This is a genomic window from Pseudomonas sp. GNP014, assembly GCF_054344005.1.
The window spans coordinates 5,899,637-5,918,149 of record NZ_JBTGUS010000001.1 but is presented as its reverse complement, the minus strand read 5'-3'; the positions used below and the strand labels follow the sequence as shown (position 1 = coordinate 5,918,149).

The following is an 18,513-nucleotide window of genomic DNA, read 5'->3' as shown; positions in this document are numbered from 1 at the left end:
ATCAAGACAAGGGGCCTGCTGCGCAGTCCAACGGGGATAAATCCCCTCGCCACAGGTCCTTAATCAGCCATTGCATAATCCCCACGCCCCACCGATTTCGATGGCACGCCCATACTCGCACTGCGCCCCGGCGCAAACCCCGGAAAGAACACCAACCCCTGTGCCTCAAACCGATACGCCAACGCCAATCGCGCTGCATCCGCCACGTCCTGCTGCGCTTCAAACCGCTGGATGTCGTCCGCTGCGACCTTCGCCTCGCGCGACAGCTGTTCCACGCTCCAGCCCAGCATCGCTCGGGCCTGGACGCAGTGCGTCGGGGTGAACTGGAAAAGGGCAATGCGTTCGAGGATGTGGTTCATCGCAAGAGAGGCCATGGTGTGCTCCGGGCTCAAGAGTGCTGATTGAAAATGTACTGTGTTTTTGTACAGTTGTTTTCGGCCGGGATCAAACGCATTTTTTGATTTGCCCTAGTTCGCCGCCTCCAACCAGACGGACGGTGCCTGACCGAGCATGCGCCGGAACATCGTCGAGAACGCCGCCGGGCTCTCATAACCGAAGTCCAGGGCGATCCGCGTTACCGCTTCACCGGCTGCCAGCCGTGCCAGTGCCAGCACCACGCAAGCCTGTTGCCGCCATTGGCTGAAGCTCAACCCGGTCTGTTGCCGAAACAATCTGTTGAAGGTACGCAAGCTTATGTGCAACTGCTCGGCCCAGTGTTGCGGCGACTGATGTGCGTTCGGCTGACGCAGAAAGTTCTGACACAACGCCAGGAGTTTTCCGTCAGACGGCAGCGGAATGTGCAGGGGCAGGGGCGCGCTGCGCGCCAGTTCATGCAGCAACAGCTCGATCAGCACGCCATTGCGACCCTCAAGCTCATAGGCCAGCGGCACCTCCACCGCTTCCATCAACAGGTGCCGCATCAACGGCGAAACACTGATCACCTGGCAACGCGGTCCCAAGTCCACCGTCCCCGGCTCGATGTACACGCTGCGCGTGCTCACCCCCAGCATCAACACCTCATGCGCCACCCCCGGCGGAACCCACACCGCCCGCTGTGGCGGCACCACCCAGTTGCCGTCATGGGTGCGAACCTGCATCACTCCGGTCGCGCCATACAACAATTGCGCCCGCCGATGCGTATGAAATGGCAACAGCTGACCGTGGGAATAATCCGTACCAATCGCCACCACCGGGCGCGGCGTGTGATCCAGCAGATTGATCGAAACATTGCGCATCAAGCGTTTTCCGGTAGTTGGCGTAAACGCAAACATTATTGGCTGAGTTGCTGAAGCAGGCCAAGCCGCGTGGCTCTATCGTCGACCGCTCGCCCTCATCGGATAACGCGCCATGTTCTACATTCTGCTGACCCTGTTCGGCTGCCTGACCGGCATCACCGCCGTCCTGTTCGGCTTCGGCGGCGGCTTCGTCGTCGTGCCGCTGCTGTATCGCCTGCTCAGCGCCAGCCACGGCGCCGACGACCCCATCGGCCAGTCGGCGATGCACATCGCCGTCGCCACCTCGACCTGCGTGATGATCGTCAACGCCCTGATCGCCACCGACAAACACCGCCGCGCCGGCAACCTGATCCGCCATTATTTGTGGCCACTCGGCAGCTTCATCGCCCTCGGTGCGATCCTCGGCGCGATCGCTGCGGTGTGGGTCAGCGGCGAGGTCATTCGCTACGCGTTCATTGGCTATCTCGGCGTGACTATCGTCGATTGCCTGCTGAGGCGCGGCTTCCTCACTCAGAACGCAGACGTCATCCCACGCCGACTTGGCGCTACGGAAACTTCCGCAGGCGGTGTAGGCATCGGCGCCATTGCGACGTTTCTGGGTGTAGGAGGCAGCGTCATGACCGTGCCGCTGTTGCGCCGCTGTGGACTGAGCATGTCGCAAGCGACGTCCATGGCCAATCCTCTGAGCGTGCCGGTGGCAGTAGCGGGGACGCTGACGTACATGGCATTGGCCGGGTTCAGTCAGGCTGAGTTGGGGGCGTGGTTTGTCGGGTATGTGGATCTGCTCGCGTTTGCGGTGCTGACGGTTGGCTCGCTCATCGGGATTCGATTGGCCGCGCCATGGATTGGGCGGATACCAGACCAGGTGCATGCCTGGGTCTATATCGGGTTGCTGATTATTGTGCTGCTGTGCATTTCGCTTAAATGAATCATTGCCAGGTTACAGCGGAAGAAATAAAAATCGGTAACTAAGCGCCGTCCTCCAGCAATGACCAGAGAACCAGGATGTTGATCTTCAATTGCACCGAAGCAGCCAGCAAGTTTTTCAGCCGTGTTCACAAGGGCAAAAAAATCACGCCGTTGGATGCTAATCCGCCGTCCTCAATCATTGAAGATGATGAGTTGAACGGCGCTGACGAGCAGTGGCTGGTGCACGCGATAACGGTACAACGCAAGCATGTGCTGCTGGTCATTCACATCAAAACCCGTTATTGCGTGATTTTGGCTGACGTCAAAAAGGCTGATGCTGAGGGCTTCATTGCGCGTTTTATTGATCGCTGGGTCAAGGGATTGGTGATCAACGCGCATCATCATGACCTCGGGCAGTGGCTTAACCCTGAATTGATGTTGGCGCGGGTGCAGCAGACTTGTGAGCATCATCGCTTTTATCGACGCAGCCATCGCAGCGCGCAAAAACACATTGATGAGATTGCATGGATTTTCCAGGACAAGGTCGCTCATACGGGCTCTTTGCCACCGGATGAAATCACAGCGATGGTATTTGACGAGCAAATGAATGACACGCCCAGAAGCAGTAAGGGCGCCAAGTCTTACTACTTTCCGAATGAGGAAATGGCGCTTCACTGGCTGCGTCATTACTGCTTTCTTGATGACGTCCAGCTTCATGCTGCCAAGGAGCGTCGCCATCAAAGGGTTCAGGAAATTGCGGCCCTGGAGCGCGAAGCCTGGCTTAAAAATTACGAGCGAGAAAACTCGAATCGTTAAGCTACCCACGCCATAATCCGCAGCGTATTTTTCAGCGCCGGCGCCTATGCGCCGACGCGACCTCCGATTCCTTCAAGGATTGATCCATGCTCAAGGGACTGCTGCGCCTGGCGCCATACGCTGCGGCGCTGTTCACACTGATTTCCACTGCCCATGCCGAAGAGGGCCGGCGCGTGTTCACCGGCACGCTGGGCAAGATGCCGATTGTGCTGGAGCTAAACACCACGCAGCAGGATGAAGTCACCGGCCGCTACTTCTATGAGAAGTATCACCGCGACCTGGAACTCAGCGGTTCGCTGCAAGACAGCACGTTGAATCTCGTTGAGGGCAACAACCGCTATGGCGACGATAAACCGCTGCCGACTCTGAAGCTGGAAGAGACTGCCAATGGCTGGCAGGGTGAATGGCAAAGTCCGCAGGGAAAGAAGCTGCCGGTTAAACTCGCCGAGGCCAAACTTCCCGCGCCAACGTCAGCAACTTTGCCGTTCGTTGCCGCGCTGCCAAACGACGAGCCTTACGAGTATCTGCGCCTGCAGGGACTCAAACTGAAACCGGCGAAGAAAGAAAACTTCATGGGCTACGAGCTGCAATGGTGGACGGAGCCTGAGACAAAGATCTCGCTGTTCAGCGTGGAGTCCGGACTGTCGAAAGATGATCAGCAGCGGATAAACCAGCAGTTGCTCGGGCGACTCTGGAATGAAGTCATCAGTTACCACAGCTGCCAGCTGCGGGGCGGAGAAAACGTCGAATTCATGCAGCAGGCAGAACCGAAAATGATCTCGCCAGCCGTGGTCAGCCTGAACATCTCCACCAGCTACTACTGCGGCGGCGCGCATCCGGATTTCGGTGATTCCCCGCTCAACATCGACGTGAAAACCGGCCACCCACTGTCGCTTGAAGATGTGTTGTGGGTCGGTGAGGGCAAACCATTGCTACACGCCGAGCGCGACAGCCTGGGCGACAAACCGCTGAGCGAGGCCGAAAGTGACGCGCGTTATCGGTATGTCAGCAAAGAGCTGGTGCCTTGGATCATCCAGCAATTCACCGCCCTGTACCCCACGGAAATGAAGAAACCCGCACAAGATGACGACTGTGATTTCACAGATGAAAGCATCTGGGGAACTACGCCGTGGTACTTCACTGATAAGGGCCTGTACCTGGGCGCCTACTTCGCTCGCGTACAACGCTCTTGCGACAGGCCAGACTGGTCGATCCTGCCGTACTCCGTCGTCAAACAACACCCGGGCGCGGTCGAACTTCAACTGCCCAAAGGCTAACCGTCACGCCAACCCCGGCGCTTCCCGCACAATAAAGTGATCCAGGTTCTCGATGTTGGCACTGAACACCCCGAACGTCTGTTCGGGGTTCTTCTTGCTCGGCACCTGCTTCAACTCCGGCGTCACGCCATAGAAGAAACAGAACAACTCCTTGTCGCTGTCAATCGCGTGCTTGATCTCTTCCAGAAACGCCTTGCGCTTGCGGTAGTTGTCGATCAGCTTCTTGCTCAAGTACACGTTCACCGAATACGGCTTCTTCTTCGGCTCATCTGCCTGCTTGAACCAGACCTTCTGCTCGAAGTCGATGCGAAAACTCTGGGTGTAATCCTTGATCTCCTTGATCTTGCCCCAGTAAATCAGCCCCTTGTTGTCCGTCAGATACTCAATCTTCTTGAAGAACGAGCCATAAGGCGCCGTGTGCTCACCGATCTTCAACGGCATGCGCTTGAGCAACTCCTTGTCGGCGAAGTTCGACACAAAACACTCCACCGGATGCGCAAACACACTGGTCTTGTCCGGCGCCGTCTCACGCCCAGGCGACTCTCTACCAATGTCCGCCGCCGCCCGAACCGGATCATCCCGCAACACATCCGCCGCCCCCGCGGGCGCAGCAGGCTTGCGCACATACGCACGCCGCGTCAGCAACAACTCTGATGGGAAATGCTCCTCCCGCCCGTCATCCGTTTCGCCATCCGCCGTCTCAACGCCAGATGCCGACGCCTTCAAACTCACATACGGACAACCCGCTACATGCTGCGTAGTGGGCAGATTCTTGAAGTGCGGCGTGCGCACGTAATTCACGTTCTTGGCGTTGAACGTGCCCAACTCGTTAGATGCATCGAACGCCGAACGACAGGCATCGTTGGGGCACTGGAAATGCTCCTTGGTCGAGTCGAACGCCACCGTCTCATCGAAATTGAGATCGCGAACGTCATAGATCGACAACTTGTCGTCGAGGCTGAGGCAGTAGGCGAGATCGAATTTCATGGCAGGGCTCGGATCCTTGAGTGGGGGAGGGGTATTAATAGCGGGAGGTGGCGCGGGTTGCACTGATTGTTTTCAGGATGATGCGGAATCTGTGGGAGCCAGCCTGCTGGCGATTCTCGGCATCAACCAGATTTCAATCCTCACGCCAACATCGCAGGCCACACATCCATCTGTGGCAAGGGAGCTTGCTCCCGCTGGGCTGCGAAGCAGCCCCAAGCATTTTGAACCACAAAAAAATCCGCTACTTGAAACCCAAGCAGCGGATCTCGAAACACTCATCAACCACGCAACAATCGCGAAGCCCTACGCCACCAGGATTCCTGCCGATTGAACCGATCCTCCGCCAGTAAACAAGGCATATCCCGCAACCGAATCCACGGCTCGTCCCGCCAGTGCAACGTACTCAGCGACATCTGCGGCCAACTCAAGACACTCAATATCGGACGCTCAACCGCGCGCGCCGGACGAGCGTCACGCAGCGCAGGCACGACCTGATGCGTCAGCCACTCACGAAGCTGCCGGTACTCAGGACAGTAGTGATAGATCAGCAGTGCATACACACCGGACTCACTCACCATCATGTGGTCCTCGGCTTCGCCATAGGTCTCCACGCACATCATCTGACGCTGATCAGCGTCGAGTTTGCGCAACTGGCGCTCATCAAGATGTTTGCCCATCAACCGGCCCAACTCATGGACGCAGAACCACGCTTGGTTCTCGACCAGAAGGGCGTGCAGGTGAGTTTTGTTGCGGGTGAAACGAGTCGGGAGAAGTGGTTCAGACATGGCATGCCTCCTGATCGAGAGGCAAGGGATTCGAGCGGCGGGTACAGCGATTCACCTTCATCATGAAGGTTGGATATCCAGGCATTTCCATTTACCTCTGGCTGCTTTCTTAGGGCATTCGTTAGGGTGTCGGGAGCTAAGAAACCCACCAGAGACGGGCCGGACATATTCCCCTTTCGGGTCTTGTATTCGCCCACTCCCGACATAACGGGACTTTTCGCAGGCGTAGAGAAACCGCAGACGAAAAAAAGCCGCATGACTGTCGGGTGCGGAGGACCGCTCTGGTTGAGGCGTTTCTTAGGCGCCGAGTTGTGAGCCTAGGGGCTCAGAGGTGCATGGTCAAGCCTTCAAAAACGACAAATATTCTGAGATGAAGGGGCGTGTAGTTCTTAGGCTTCAACGTTGAACGCCTTTTGGATTTCAGTACGTAGGAGATCTCTGTTTTTTGTGTGGCACTCCCAGACCGTTGCCACCCGCCACCCCAGATTGATCAGAGCCTGTTGGGCTTTAAGATCCCTTTCAACATTTTTCGTCAATTTGGTTTGCCAAAAATCGACCCTGCTTGTTGGCATGTATGCATATTTACAATTGGGATGTCGGTGCCAAAAGCAGCCATGAACGAACATACATAAACGATATTTCGGGAACACTAGGTCAGGTGTTCCCGGTAGGTCTTTTCTGTGCAGGCGGAATCGAAGCCCCATCTGGTGACATAGCGAACGTACAACCATTTCTGGCTTCGTGTTCTTACCCCGGATCTTGGACATGATCCTGGAGCGATGCTCGGGGGAGACTATGTCTGCACTCATTCACACCTCGTTCAAGGGGAAACTCATGTTCAACCACGTCATCACTGCGTTGCTATCCTGCAGTCCAGTTTCGCGAAGAAGCTCAACAATGTCTCTTCCTGCAAGAATCATCACAGGATGGCCGTCTTCTACGATCTCCTTGTAGGCTTGGTCATGAAGCCAGGAGGTGGTGATGATCACACCGAATTGTCGATGCCGTAGGCGAGAGATCAACCTGGACACTTCACGAACGCCTACCGAGTTAGCAATCCCGTAGCATTTAGCTTCGATTGCAAAATCTACTAAAACTGACGTTTCCGGCCTTCCAATTCTGAGTTTCCCCGTACCGTCTCGACCACCATCGCGATACCGCCTCGTCAGATCGAGTTCAACGGTGTCTGGCAAGCAGACCCTCACCAGATGTGCCGCGCATGCCTCAAATGCGTACGGATCTGACTCGAAGTGCTTGTGGAGGATCGAAAGCATTTTCATGTCTTCTTTCGAAGATGGCAGCTGTTCCTTTTTTGAGCGGATAGGCTGAGATCGTTTGGCAATCAGAGGAGTGTATTGCCCGGAGCGAACCCATTTCATCCACTCAAGCGGTGCGTGTTCGCTATCGCTTGCTCGCGTGCCATTGATGATGTCCGTCAGCCAGTCTCGTGAAATTTCCGGCAAGTCGAGAATGGTGAAAGTCGCCCTGTAGTTCTGAAATCGCTGACCTTTGCTGGCATGCCACACAGCTACCAAATCATCATTGTGAGTGCTTCCGATTCGACCTGGGACGGCAAGCCCCCTAAAAATCACATCTCGATAGATCCCTGCTTTGGTGAAAACGAAAATGGGTGGGATATCTGCCCTGTCACCTGAGTGTTGCCGCTCGAAAATTAGCTCTAAAAGATTGTTGCCATAGCGATGGGTTTCGTCCAATTTACGCCCGGGCTTCTTGTTATCGCCGTAGTAGGTGAACACACCCGTAGAGAGGTCCAATTCGTCGGGCCAATCAAGATCCTCCATGCTCGATAACAGGGCTATGAGGCGTGGGTCATTTCGTTTTCCTCTGATCCTGAAGCCACCTTGATTGCTAAGGTTCAGTAGCTTCGTCAGCGGATCGTCGCTGGAATTGCCATTGCGGCTACCGGCGTAGTGGGCGTCAATCATCAAATCTGAGCTTGAAAGCTCGTCAACAGAGTAAACCAGGTTGTCTGTCATGGTGGTGTCCTAGTGCCATCAGTGTTGAATGGTGCCGGGAACCTGGTAACCTGGCTAGAAGATTAATTTAAAGGCTTTGAAATGGATCAGATTCGCGCGTTTGACATGTTCTGCGGGGCAGGAGGTGCCAGTTTAGGAGCCCGAGAGGGAGGCGCGACTATCGTCGGAGGTGTAGATCTTTGGGGCCCTGCTGTGGACTCATTTCGGCTCAATTTTCCAGAGGCTCAGGTCTATCAGGGGGATCTACGAAAGCTTAGCCCCAGGAAGATATTAAAAGAGACTGGGCCCATTGACCTGCTTATTTCATCGCCAGAATGTACTCATCATACGTGCGCGCGTGGTGCTAAACCTCGTTCTGAGGATAGTAAGGACACCGCGTTCCAAGTTATTCGCTATGCAAAAGTAATGAAACCTCGTTGGATAACGCTCGAAAACGTGGTTCATATGAAACCATGGTCTCGTTATGACGAGTTATTAAATGAATTAGAGCGGTTGAATTATAAGGTTCGAGAGCAAGTAATTGATGCGTCTAAGTTTGGAGTCGCTCAGCGCCGTCGACGATTATTTATGATCGCTGATCGTCAAGAGCTTCCGGATGTTGTTGTGCCAAGTAATACAAAATACAAAAATGTTTGGGATATTTTGGATCGTAGCGGAAAGTACAAGATGACGCCATTGCGCATTCCCCGAAGAGCTAAAGATACACTCGCGCGCGCGGATCGAGCTATAGCTGAGTTGGGGGGCAATAAGGCATTTTTAATTGTCTATTATGGAACGGATGGTTCAGGTGGTTGGCAGCGAATGGACGACCCACTGCGTACTATAACAACGGTTGATAGGTTTGCATTTGTAATGCCGACACCCAGCGGGCATATGATGAGAATGTTACAGCCAGAGGAGCTTCGGCGCGCAATGGGGTTTCCTGAGAACTACATCTTTCCTGATGTTACTAGGCGAGATAAGGTTAAGCTGATGGGGAATGCAGTGTGTTCTCCGGTTATGGAAGAGATTGTTAAGGCTATTATTGATAGATCTTCAAAGCAAGGCGTATATAAAGCGGCGTAATTTCTATGAAATTTTAAGTTTCCGAGGTGTCTATGGAAGATGATATCGAAAGCGGGCCTTCAGCTTTTCGGCCTCGGGCTAGAATAATGAAAACGCTGGGTGAAGAGTTAATTAGTAGCGATACAGTCGCGGTTATTGAGCTTGTAAAAAATGCTTATGATGCTGGTGCGAAGAATGTTTTAATTAAATTTAAGAATGAGCTAGTAGCTGGGGCAGGTGGAATAACAGTCATAGATAACGGGTTAGGGATGGGGCTCGATACAATTCGTGGAGCCTGGATGGAGCCTGCTACTCCTTCGAAAAAAAAGAATAAAAATAGTCTTGATGGTTCACGTCGCGTCTTAGGTGAAAAAGGCGTAGGGAGATTTGCTGCATCTAGGTTAGCGGTCTCATTAGCATTGGCAAGCCGAAAGCAAGGTGAGGATATTGAGTCCTATGCTTTTTTTGATTGGAGCCAATTTGATGATGAAGAAAAGTATCTTGATCAGATTAAAATAGAAACTCAGCAGCGTATACCGGAAGATATTACTCTTCTAAATAAAGAAGTTCCTATAGGTTTTTTTGAATCTGAAGATGCTGTGCATGGTACTGCGCTTCGTATGAATGGACTAAGGAACTCCTGGGATGAAATGAGTTTCCTGGCATTGCAGAGAGGTTTATCCCGTTTAGTTTCTCCTTTTTCTGAGGTTGATGGCTTTGAGATTAAAATTTCAGCTCCTCCACCATATGAGAAATTTTCTAAAAGTATCGAGCCTCCACAAGCGGTAAAATATCCTCACTATACAGTTTCTGGACGTGTTTCTGAAAGTGGTGAAGTGGATTTGACTTATACCGTTTTAGCTAGTGGCAACTCGGTTGATGTGAAAGGACGTATTGTTCCTGTCAATGATGATGGTCGCTGGGAATTTCTAGAATCAAGCGCTGAAAGTGATGAAGATAATTTTCGTAACCCAGCTTGTGGCGCATTGGATATTGAACTAAGGGTCTGGGATCGTGATGATCTTGGAAATATAGTTCAAATGATTAATAGCTCAATCTCAAATGTTCGGAAAGACCTCGATGCATTTGCAGGTGTGAATATTTACAGGGACGGATTTAGGGTCTTACCTTACGGTGAGCCGAATAATGATTGGCTTCGTTTGGATCTGCGTCGTATTCAGAATCCTTCGCTTAGAATATCGAATAACCAAATTTTTGGTTATGTCCAGATAACCGCAGATCGAAATCCAGAGTTGAAAGATCAGTCAAATCGTGAAGGGTTGCGAGAGAATCAGGCATACTTTGATTTGAGAGAGATAATGATCACTATCCTCTCCAGATTGGAAGTGCATCGACGCCAGTATAAGAAGAGGGAAGATAATAAGGGTAAGAAGGATGATAAGCAGCGACCGGGACTGTTCGACTCTTTAGATTTTGAAGGTATTAAAAGCCATTTAGCTGAAAGGCATCCCTCAGACAAGGCCGCTCTAAATATCGTTGAGAAAGTAGAAAAAGATTATTTTCGAAAGATCGAAGAAATAAAGCTTGTTGTAGCGCGATATCATGGGCTGGCTACTCTAGGGCAGCTTATTGATCGACTCTTGCATCAGGGGCGTCATCCTCTAGCCAAGATAGTTGGGTACGCGCAGTTAGGCTTGAATAGCGTCATACGTATGAGGGATGAGGGGGATTCCAGTTCCGGTGTAGCAAAGCTAATCGAACGGTTTACAAAAATTTTAGGACAGGGAGATGTTTTAGATGGAGTGTTCCGTAGGATTGAACCATTCGGTGGGCGGCGAAGAGGGCGCCCTTCGCAGCTATATTTAGAGAAATTAATAAAAGACTCTTATGAGATTTTAGCTGAAGAATTTGAAAGGAATAATGTCCAATTCTCCTCTCCTAACTCACAAACTCTTGTGAGCGTAGATCCATCTGAGTTTCAAGAAATTATTGTCAATCTCTTTCAAAATAGTCTTTATTGGTTGAAGTTGGCTCCAGAGGATAAAAGGATAGTAGCAGTTACAGTTAAGCGGAATGCTGAGGGGGCCGTTGAGCTTATTGTTGCTGATAGCGGGCCAGGAATACCTACTGAAAACCGGGAATTGATTTTTGAGCCTTACTTCACTACGAAGAATGATGGGATCGGATTGGGGTTGTCTATTGTAGGTGATATTGTGACTGACTATTATGGAGGCAGTTTCGAGTTGATGGATTCAAATCCCCTGGGTGGTGCTGCTTTCAGAGTTACGTTAAAAAGGAGGGTGTAATGGCTAGGGTGTGGAATTTTTTAGTTTTTGATGACGATAGAGAGATTTTAGAACTTTTAGTTGAGGAATTAGAGGAGCCTGGTTTTTTAGGTGAAGATGTAATCAGGTGCACAACCGTAGATAATTTTTTAGATGCAAGGAAATACGTCGAGACTGGGAATTTTGATTTGGTTATCTTAGATCTTCAAGATGAGGGAGTTGATCTAGATAATAGAGGGGGGATGATCGGTTTAGTGGTGAAAAGGTACTAGGCTATCTGAAAGATAAGCAGTTTATTCCTGTTGTTTTTAATACGGGGTATGCTGAGAAAATAATGCACCTTCAGAGCCATTTCGTTAAGGTTGTGAGGAAGGGGGCGGCCGGCGAATTAAGTCGCGTTGTGAGGGAGACTTTTGAAACTAAGCTGCCTGATTTGATTCGTTATATTCAGGATGAACAGAGAAAATACCTTTGGGGGCATGTCGAGGAACACTGGAATAGTGCTGATGAGCTTAAAGAGGATGGGGAGGTAGCCTATCTCTTAGCGCGTAGATTGTCCAACTCATTAAATGCTTCTTCAATTCGAAAGTTTTTTAACCCTGAATATGTTGGTGCTTCGACTGTTCACCCTGTTGAGTATTATATCTGGCCCGCACTTAATTCATGCGTAAGTTTGGGTGATTTGTATCGTGCTAATGAGTGCGGGGCTATCTATCTTGTGATTAACCCGGCCTGCGATTTTGAGCAGGGAAAAGCGGATTTTGTCTTGCTGGTAAAATGTAGAAAGATTGAAGAGTTTTCTGAGTTCGAGAGCATACGGAATGCGCTTGCTGAGCAGCAGGTAGTTAGCGCTGGTAAACGAAAGGAATTAAATGCCTTGATTGGCGATAACAGAAAGGTCGCTGGTGGGCAGCCTGATAGATATAAATATCTTCCAGGTACATCATTTCTTCCTCATCTTGTTGCGGATTTTCAGTTGGTATCACAGATACCAATAGATGCTTTTTTGAATGGCGATAGCTTTACAAAAATTGCAACTTTGGATACGCCGTTCGCTGAGGGCGTTCAAGCTAAATTTTCACGGTACTATGGTCGATTTGGTATGCCTGATCTTAATTTTGAATCTATTGCGGGTGACTTGATTTCTGCAATGCAGAATATACGTGCTTAGGTTGCTAGCGTGTATAGGGAGACTTTTTGGTTTCCCGTTTGCCTCGAAGAGTACTATCTGTTAAGTTTAAATTCTGAGTATTTCAAGTTTGAAAGAGTCCTTAGATTTTCTAGCTTGATAGAAAATTACGTGGTTCTTATCTGTGTTCTTGCATATTTCAATTATTTTGCACCTGTCTTCTTCGCTGGTTCTTATTCCAAAAGTAATAGATTTTAAGCACCTTGGTTTGAATTTTTTAACGCCGTAAGATTTTTCATCTACTAATCTAAACTCTTGTTCGTAAGACCATTTGTGGTACTTGTCTGTTAAAACAGATATGCCTCCTCTTCGATCATCCTCTTTTTTCAGGATTTCGGCTAGTTTGTCACTTTTGGCTTTCCACGCTCTCGGTGGGAGGTGTCTATATTTGCTGAAAATATCGGTATAGAATTTAATGATTATTTCGGGATCGTTTAGGTCGGAAAAAGTGTCTTTGTAGTTTACGGGGAATAATTTTGTTTGTGGAATTGTGTTTTTGTGTAGAGTGTCAAAGCCTATGCAGAATCCTTTATGATTGTCTGCATAATGGCTCCACATTAATATTTCGTCATTTACGCTGCTGAGGCTATAAATTCCGACGTTTTTCAGCTTTTCCCTGATTCTGAGATGGGTTTTATCTAGTATTGGATCGCCATTTTTTATTATGTCTATGCATATGTTTTTTAGGTGTAAATATATTGGTGTGTTTAGAACTCCTTGGTTATGTAATAAGTCTAGTTCGATTGATGCTCTGTTGTACATTATAGGGAGGTTGGGAAATGGTGTTGAGAACTCAAATGGATCATTGAAGTCTGTATAAGTTGAAAAATAAACTGTATTGTTTTTAAGGGTTTCTAATGAGTATTCATTTATGCCGCGATATTTGTAGCCGAACATCTCTCTTCCTTGATTATTAAAAAATGGCCAAAAAAAACCCTGAGGTCTCAGGGTTTTTTTGGTGGGGGCTACTCAATCCCAGCTCAAAGCACCACCAGTTTGGTATTCGATCACACGAGTCTCAAAGAAATTCTTCTCTTTCTTCAAGTCCATAATCTCGCTCATCCATGGGAACGGGTTAGTCGTCCCTGGATACTCTTCTTTCAAACCAATCTGGCTCAAACGACGGTTTGCGATGAACTTCAGGTAGTCCTCCATCATCGCCGCGTTCATGCCCAGTACGCCGCGAGGCATGGTGTCACGGGCGTATTCGATCTCCAGCTGCGTACCCTGCAGGATCATCTGGGTCGCTTCTTCCTTCATTTCGGCATCCCACAGATGTGGGTTTTCGATTTTGATCTGGTTGATCACGTCGATGCCGAAGTTCAGGTGCATGGATTCGTCGCGCAGGATGTATTGGAACTGCTCGGCGACGCCGGTCATTTTGTTGCGGCGGCCCATGGAGAGGATCTGGGTGAAGCCGCAGTAGAAGAAGATGCCTTCCAGAACGCAGTAGTAGGCGATCAGGTTGCGCAGCAGTTCTTTGTCGGTGTCCGGGGTGCCGGTTTCGAACTTCGGATCGGAGATCGAACGGGTGTATTTCAGGCCCCAGGCTGCCTTTTTGGCGACCGATGGGATCTCGTGGTACATGTTGAAGATTTCGCCTTCATCCATGGCCAGCGATTCGATGCAGTACTGGTAAGCGTGGGTGTGGATCGCCTCTTCGAAGGCCTGGCGCAGGATGTACTGGCGGCATTCCGGGTTGGTGATCAGGCGGTACACGGCCAGTACCAGGTTGTTGGCAACCAGGGAGTCGGCGGTGGAGAAGAAGCCGAGGTTGCGCATCACGATGCGGCGCTCGTCGTCGGTCAGGCCTTCCGGGTTTTTCCAGAGGGCGATGTCGGCGGTCATGTTGACTTCTTGCGGCATCCAGTGGTTTGCGCAGCCGTCCAGGTACTTCTGCCAGGCCCAGTCGTACTTGAATGGCACGAGTTGGTTGAGGTCGGCGCGGCAGTTGATCATGCGCTTTTCGTCAACGGCGACACGGGCGGAGGCGCCTTCGAGTTCGGCGAGGCCTTCGGCGACGTCGAGGGAGTTCAGTGCAGCCTTGGCACGAGCCACGGCGGCCGAGTCGTCGGCGGTCACGGCGCGGGCTTCGAGCGCGGCGGCGCCGCCGGCGTTGTCGAGGCGGTCCATGTTGGCTTCAGAAGCGTGGCCGGCGTTGGCGCCTTTCACTGCTGCTACTTCACTGTCTTCTTTGTCGAATTCGTCCCAGCTCAGCATGACGTGTCGTCTCCTGCGTGAGGGCCTGTCGCCCCGTGTGAAACCTGATGGTTGGTTGTTCACACGGTCGTACAGACCGCGTTGGATCTTAAGGAATCGTTTTTTGCAGCAGCTAAGGCAGGCAATAAAACAGAATTTTGTTCGGGGTTCCGAGAGCCTCTGACGGGCGCAGATCAGCGTTGACGCTGCTGCGGGGCTTCAGAATGGCTTTGATCCCTGTAAGGGAATATTGCTGACCCGATTAGGGCGGCATTATAGGGAAAAAAACACGGGCGTGGGGGAGGGCGAAACACCGCAGGGCGTTCGATCGGCCGGGTGATTTCGATCGGAGCGAGGGTTTACAGGGCTTTCGCTGGGATTGGCCTGCGAGATTTTTTTTTCATTAATTTTTTTGCGAGGCTTCGGTTGCTCAAGAAATGAGCAAAAAACCGGGTTTTTCACTATATCTTGTGTTTTGCAACCCTTTTGAGCGACCCCAGACACAACTGAGCCCGACCGAAGTCGGGCTGGAATCGACCCTCAAATGAGGCGCTGAGTGATCCGATTCGGTGCAGTCTCAATCATCAATTGGTGCAGCCGTTACCCATGACGCTGTAACGCAGGATGTGACGCTGACCTTTGGAGTCGTCGTATTCCATTTTGGCCGGAACCACTTCGCAAACATTCGGTACTTCGCTCATGGATACAACTTTGGCGATGTCCAGGTGAGTGGAGTAAGTGTATTCCTCGATAACCGGTTGTTGCTGCGCGACATCAGTCGGAACCTCGTCTGCCATGGCGGTTGCGCACAGACTGCTGAGGGCCAGAACCAATAAAGCTTTCATTTCAAATTTACCTTCTTGAGGTCGAGTGGGGTCACGCAACCTTTTTAGGGTTGCGTGTGGAACTTCATCGTTTGCAGTTATTACTTGAGAGCTGGATTAACGGCCTTCGTGGGGGCTGTAACGTTGTTAATCGCGTTTGCCTTGTCGGCGAGGTGGATTTTAGGGAGGTGGAGTGTGGGTAAACAGGTGGGGTTTTGATAAACACTTTTGGCAGATTTGGTAACAATCGGTCGAAATCGTCTGCAACCGGGTTTGCTGGTGATGGGGTTTGCCTGAATAACCGAGTCGTCGGAATCGCTGGCAAGCCAGCTCCCACAGGGGTTGTGGGGTGTTGGAGCAAGCAGCGCAGGGCTTGCGTCAGGGGTAACTGGATGTTTTGTAGGGGCTTGTTACTACCATCGTCGAATGGTTCTATGGGGCCGGCCCGGCTACAACGGGGTCATACAAAAACAACTATTACACCGAGGTAGGAAAGATGAGTGCGGCTTCTCTGTATCCCGTTCGTCCCGAGGTTCTGGCTAATACGCTGACTGACGAGGCGACCTACAAAGCCATGTACCAGCAGTCGGTCGTCAACCCTGACGGCTTCTGGCGCGAGCAAGCCAAGCGTCTCGACTGGATCAAGCCTTTCACCACGGTGAAGCAGACGTCGTTCGACGATCACCATGTCGACATCAAGTGGTTCGCCGACGGCACCCTGAACGTTTCCTATAACTGCCTCGACCGCCATCTGGCCGAGCGCGGCGATCAAGTCGCCATCATCTGGGAAGGCGACGATCCTTCCGAAAGCCGCAACATCACCTACCGCGAACTGCACGAACAAGTCTGCAAACTGGCCAACGCCCTGCGTGGTCAGGACGTGCACCGTGGTGACGTGGTGACCATTTATATGCCGATGATCCCGGAAGCCGTGGTCGCCATGCTGGCCTGCACCCGGATCGGCGCGATTCACTCGGTGGTGTTCGGCGGTTTCTCGCCGGAGGCCCTGGCGGGGCGGATCATCGACTGCAAATCCAAAGTAGTGATCACCGCTGACGAAGGCATTCGTGCCGGCAAGAAGATTCCGCTGAAGGCCAACGTCGACGACGCGCTGACCAACCCGGAAACCAGCAGCATCCAGAAAGTCATCGTGTGCAAGCGTACCGGTGGCGACATCAAGTGGAACCAGCATCGCGACATCTGGTACGAAGACCTGATGAAAGTGGCGGGCACCGTGTGTGCGCCGAAAGAGATGGGCGCCGAAGAAGCGCTGTTCATCCTTTATACCTCTGGCTCGACCGGCAAGCCGAAGGGCGTGCAGCACACCACCGGCGGTTATCTGCTGTATGCGGCGATGACCCACGAGCGTGTGTTCGACTACCGTCCGGGCGAAATCTACTGGTGCACCGCCGACGTCGGCTGGGTCACCGGCCACAGCTACATCGTCTACGGCCCGCTGGCCAATGGCGCGACCACGCTGCTGTTCGAAGGCGTGCCGAACTACCCGGACATCACTCGGGTGGCGAAGATCGTCGACAAGCACAAGGTCAACATCCTCTACACCGCACCGACCGCGATCCGCGCAATGATGGCGTCGGGCACCGCCGCTGTTGAAGGCGCTGACGGCAGCAGCCTGCGTCTGCTCGGTTCGGTGGGCGAGCCGATCAACCCGGAAGCCTGGGACTGGTATTACAAGAATGTCGGCAAGTCGCGTTGCCCGATCGTTGATACCTGGTGGCAGACCGAAACCGGCGGCAACATGATGAGCCCGCTGCCGGGGGCGCACGCGCTGAAGCCGGGTTCGGCGGCGCGTCCGTTCTTCGGTGTGGTGCCGGCACTGGTCGACAACCTCGGCAACATCATCGAGGGCGAGGCCGAGGGCAATCTGGTGATTCTCGATTCGTGGCCAGGTCAGGCGCGCACGCTGTATGGCGACCACGACCGCTTCGTCGATACCTACTTCAAGACCTTCCGTGGCATGTACTTCACCGGAGACGGTGCGCGTCGTGACGCCGACGGTTACTACTGGATCACCGGGCGCGTGGACGACGTGCTCAACGTGTCCGGCCACCGCATGGGTACCGCCGAGATCGAGAGCGCGATGGTCGCCCACCCGAAAGTCGCCGAAGCCGCGGTGGTTGGCGTGCCGCACGACATCAAGGGGCAGGGCATTTATGTCTACGTCACCTTGAAGAATGGCGAGGAGCCGAGCGAGCAGCTGCGCCTGGAGCTGAAGAACTGGGTACGCAAGGAGATCGGCCCGATTGCTTCACCGGACGTGATCCAGTGGGCGCCGGGGCTGCCGAAGACCCGTTCGGGCAAGATCATGCGCCGCATTCTGCGCAAGATTGCCACGGCGGAATATGACGGGTTGGGGGATATCTCGACCTTGGCCGATCCGGGGGTGGTGCAGCATTTGATTGATACGCACAAGACGATGAATGTGGCTTAAGCGTTAGCTTCATGGAAGCCCTGTCCGGTGATGCCGGGCGGGGCTTTTTTGTGTCTGATGGGGTTGTGGTGGCTTTGCTGGCCTCATCGCTGGCAAGCCAGCTCCCACAGGTTTTGGGGTGTATACGGGGTTTCACTCTCAACCGAATCCCTGTGGGAGCTGGCTTGCCAGCGATAGCAATCTGACGGGCGCCGATGTAATACCCTGTCGGAACCCAAACCCACCCAACCAATAATTATCGATCTCCCCCGCAAGACATTTCCCGCTGTTACCCGCGCCCAGCCGAGTAACCATATGTGTAACCGTCCGCCCCGTAGCGGGGCAAAGGGAAACGCAACGCTCCGTTTTAGAGCCTCAAAACCCCCGGTGAAAAATAAGACACAACGCTGCGCTTGCCGGATTAGAAGGGTTTGCGAATAATAGGCCCGCAATTTGCAGCATAGATCGGTTCACTGTCTTTCGCTCTTGCATGATTTTGCAAGGCTGTCAATGTGCTCAAGCGGGTTTCTCTGTGCATCTGTAATTAGTTGTCGCATTGAAGAAATATCGGCTT

Annotated in this window: 17 protein-coding genes; 8 read left to right on the top strand and 9 right to left on the bottom strand. The window is 52.2% G+C overall.

Features of this window, described 5'->3' with window-relative positions; all coding sequences use genetic code 11:
- Positions 1–59: 59 nt before the first annotated feature.
- Positions 60–374 (bottom strand): helix-turn-helix domain-containing protein, encoded by a 315-nt coding sequence (locus tag ACXX9E_RS26645; protein ID WP_123467044.1) that lies wholly within the window; start codon positions 372–374, stop codon positions 60–62.
- 93 nt (positions 375–467) lie between these two features.
- A complete protein-coding gene (locus ACXX9E_RS26640; protein WP_458556453.1) occupies positions 468–1,235 on the bottom strand; it encodes an AraC family transcriptional regulator in 768 nt (255 codons plus the stop codon).
- A 112-nt stretch (positions 1,236–1,347) separates the two neighbouring features.
- On the opposite strand from ACXX9E_RS26640, the gene ACXX9E_RS26635 reads away from it, so the two are divergent.
- The 3 genes from ACXX9E_RS26635 to ACXX9E_RS26625 all read left to right on the top strand — a co-directional run bounded on the left by ACXX9E_RS26635 (position 1,348) and on the right by ACXX9E_RS26625 (position 4,237).
- Entirely contained in the window at positions 1,348–2,163 is an 816-nt protein-coding gene (locus ACXX9E_RS26635; protein WP_458556452.1) for a sulfite exporter TauE/SafE family protein, read from the top strand.
- Between the two features lie 77 nt (positions 2,164–2,240).
- Complete coding sequence (locus tag ACXX9E_RS26630) at positions 2,241–2,960, top strand: DUF6933 domain-containing protein (RefSeq protein ID WP_222832248.1); 720 nt, start codon at positions 2,241–2,243, stop codon at positions 2,958–2,960.
- Positions 2,961–3,046: 86 nt separating this feature from the next.
- Positions 3,047–4,237, top strand: coding sequence for a hypothetical protein (locus ACXX9E_RS26625; protein WP_458556451.1), 1,191 nt, complete (start codon positions 3,047–3,049; stop codon positions 4,235–4,237).
- A gap of 3 nt (positions 4,238–4,240) precedes the next feature.
- Here ACXX9E_RS26625 and ACXX9E_RS26620 read toward each other — a convergent pair whose 3' ends face one another.
- The 4 genes from ACXX9E_RS26620 to ACXX9E_RS26605 all read right to left on the bottom strand — a co-directional run bounded on the left by ACXX9E_RS26620 (position 4,241) and on the right by ACXX9E_RS26605 (position 8,006).
- The gene (locus ACXX9E_RS26620) at positions 4,241–5,224 is read right to left on the bottom strand and encodes a hypothetical protein (protein WP_458556450.1); all 984 of its coding nucleotides are present in this window, start codon (positions 5,222–5,224) and stop codon (positions 4,241–4,243) included.
- 278 nt (positions 5,225–5,502) lie between these two features.
- Complete coding sequence (locus tag ACXX9E_RS26615) at positions 5,503–6,009, bottom strand: BRO-N domain-containing protein (RefSeq protein ID WP_458556449.1); 507 nt, start codon at positions 6,007–6,009, stop codon at positions 5,503–5,505.
- A 389-nt stretch (positions 6,010–6,398) separates the two neighbouring features.
- On the bottom strand, positions 6,399–6,818 hold the full coding sequence (locus tag ACXX9E_RS26610; protein ID WP_458556448.1) for a very short patch repair endonuclease: 420 nt from the start codon (positions 6,816–6,818) through the stop codon (positions 6,399–6,401).
- Positions 6,819–8,006: a restriction endonuclease gene (locus ACXX9E_RS26605; protein ID WP_458556447.1), complete on the bottom strand. Its 1,188-nt coding sequence runs from the start codon at positions 8,004–8,006 to the stop codon at positions 6,819–6,821.
- 81 nt (positions 8,007–8,087) lie between these two features.
- Here ACXX9E_RS26605 and ACXX9E_RS26600 point away from each other — a divergent pair, with 81 nt between their 5' ends.
- From ACXX9E_RS26600 to ACXX9E_RS26585, 4 genes are all read left to right on the top strand, one after another.
- Positions 8,088–9,071, top strand: coding sequence for a DNA cytosine methyltransferase (locus tag ACXX9E_RS26600; protein ID WP_458556446.1), 984 nt, complete (start codon positions 8,088–8,090; stop codon positions 9,069–9,071).
- 32 nt (positions 9,072–9,103) lie between these two features.
- Positions 9,104–11,317, top strand: coding sequence for a sensor histidine kinase (locus tag ACXX9E_RS26595; protein WP_458556445.1), 2,214 nt, complete (start codon positions 9,104–9,106; stop codon positions 11,315–11,317).
- Positions 11,317–11,568: a hypothetical protein gene (locus ACXX9E_RS26590; protein ID WP_458556444.1), complete on the top strand. Its 252-nt coding sequence runs from the start codon at positions 11,317–11,319 to the stop codon at positions 11,566–11,568. Before ACXX9E_RS26595 ends, ACXX9E_RS26590 begins: the two co-directional genes overlap by 1 nt.
- A gap of 62 nt (positions 11,569–11,630) precedes the next feature.
- On the top strand, positions 11,631–12,467 hold the full coding sequence (locus ACXX9E_RS26585) for a hypothetical protein (RefSeq protein ID WP_458556443.1): 837 nt from the start codon (positions 11,631–11,633) through the stop codon (positions 12,465–12,467).
- A gap of 66 nt (positions 12,468–12,533) precedes the next feature.
- On the opposite strand, the gene ACXX9E_RS26580 is transcribed toward ACXX9E_RS26585, so the two are convergent.
- From ACXX9E_RS26580 to ACXX9E_RS26570, 3 genes are all read right to left on the bottom strand, one after another.
- Positions 12,534–13,382 (bottom strand): DUF2971 domain-containing protein, encoded by an 849-nt coding sequence (locus tag ACXX9E_RS26580; RefSeq protein ID WP_458556442.1) that lies wholly within the window; start codon positions 13,380–13,382, stop codon positions 12,534–12,536.
- A gap of 72 nt (positions 13,383–13,454) precedes the next feature.
- Entirely contained in the window at positions 13,455–14,705 is a 1,251-nt protein-coding gene (locus tag ACXX9E_RS26575; RefSeq protein ID WP_095126160.1) for a ribonucleotide-diphosphate reductase subunit beta, read from the bottom strand.
- Positions 14,706–15,268: 563 nt separating this feature from the next.
- Complete coding sequence (locus tag ACXX9E_RS26570; protein WP_027612631.1) at positions 15,269–15,529, bottom strand: DUF2790 domain-containing protein; 261 nt, start codon at positions 15,527–15,529, stop codon at positions 15,269–15,271.
- 475 nt (positions 15,530–16,004) lie between these two features.
- On the opposite strand from ACXX9E_RS26570, the gene acs reads away from it, so the two are divergent.
- Positions 16,005–17,960, top strand: a complete 1,956-nt coding sequence (gene acs, locus ACXX9E_RS26565; protein ID WP_123467028.1) for an acetate--CoA ligase — start codon at positions 16,005–16,007, stop codon at positions 17,958–17,960.
- The last annotated feature ends 553 nt before the right edge of the window (positions 17,961–18,513 follow it).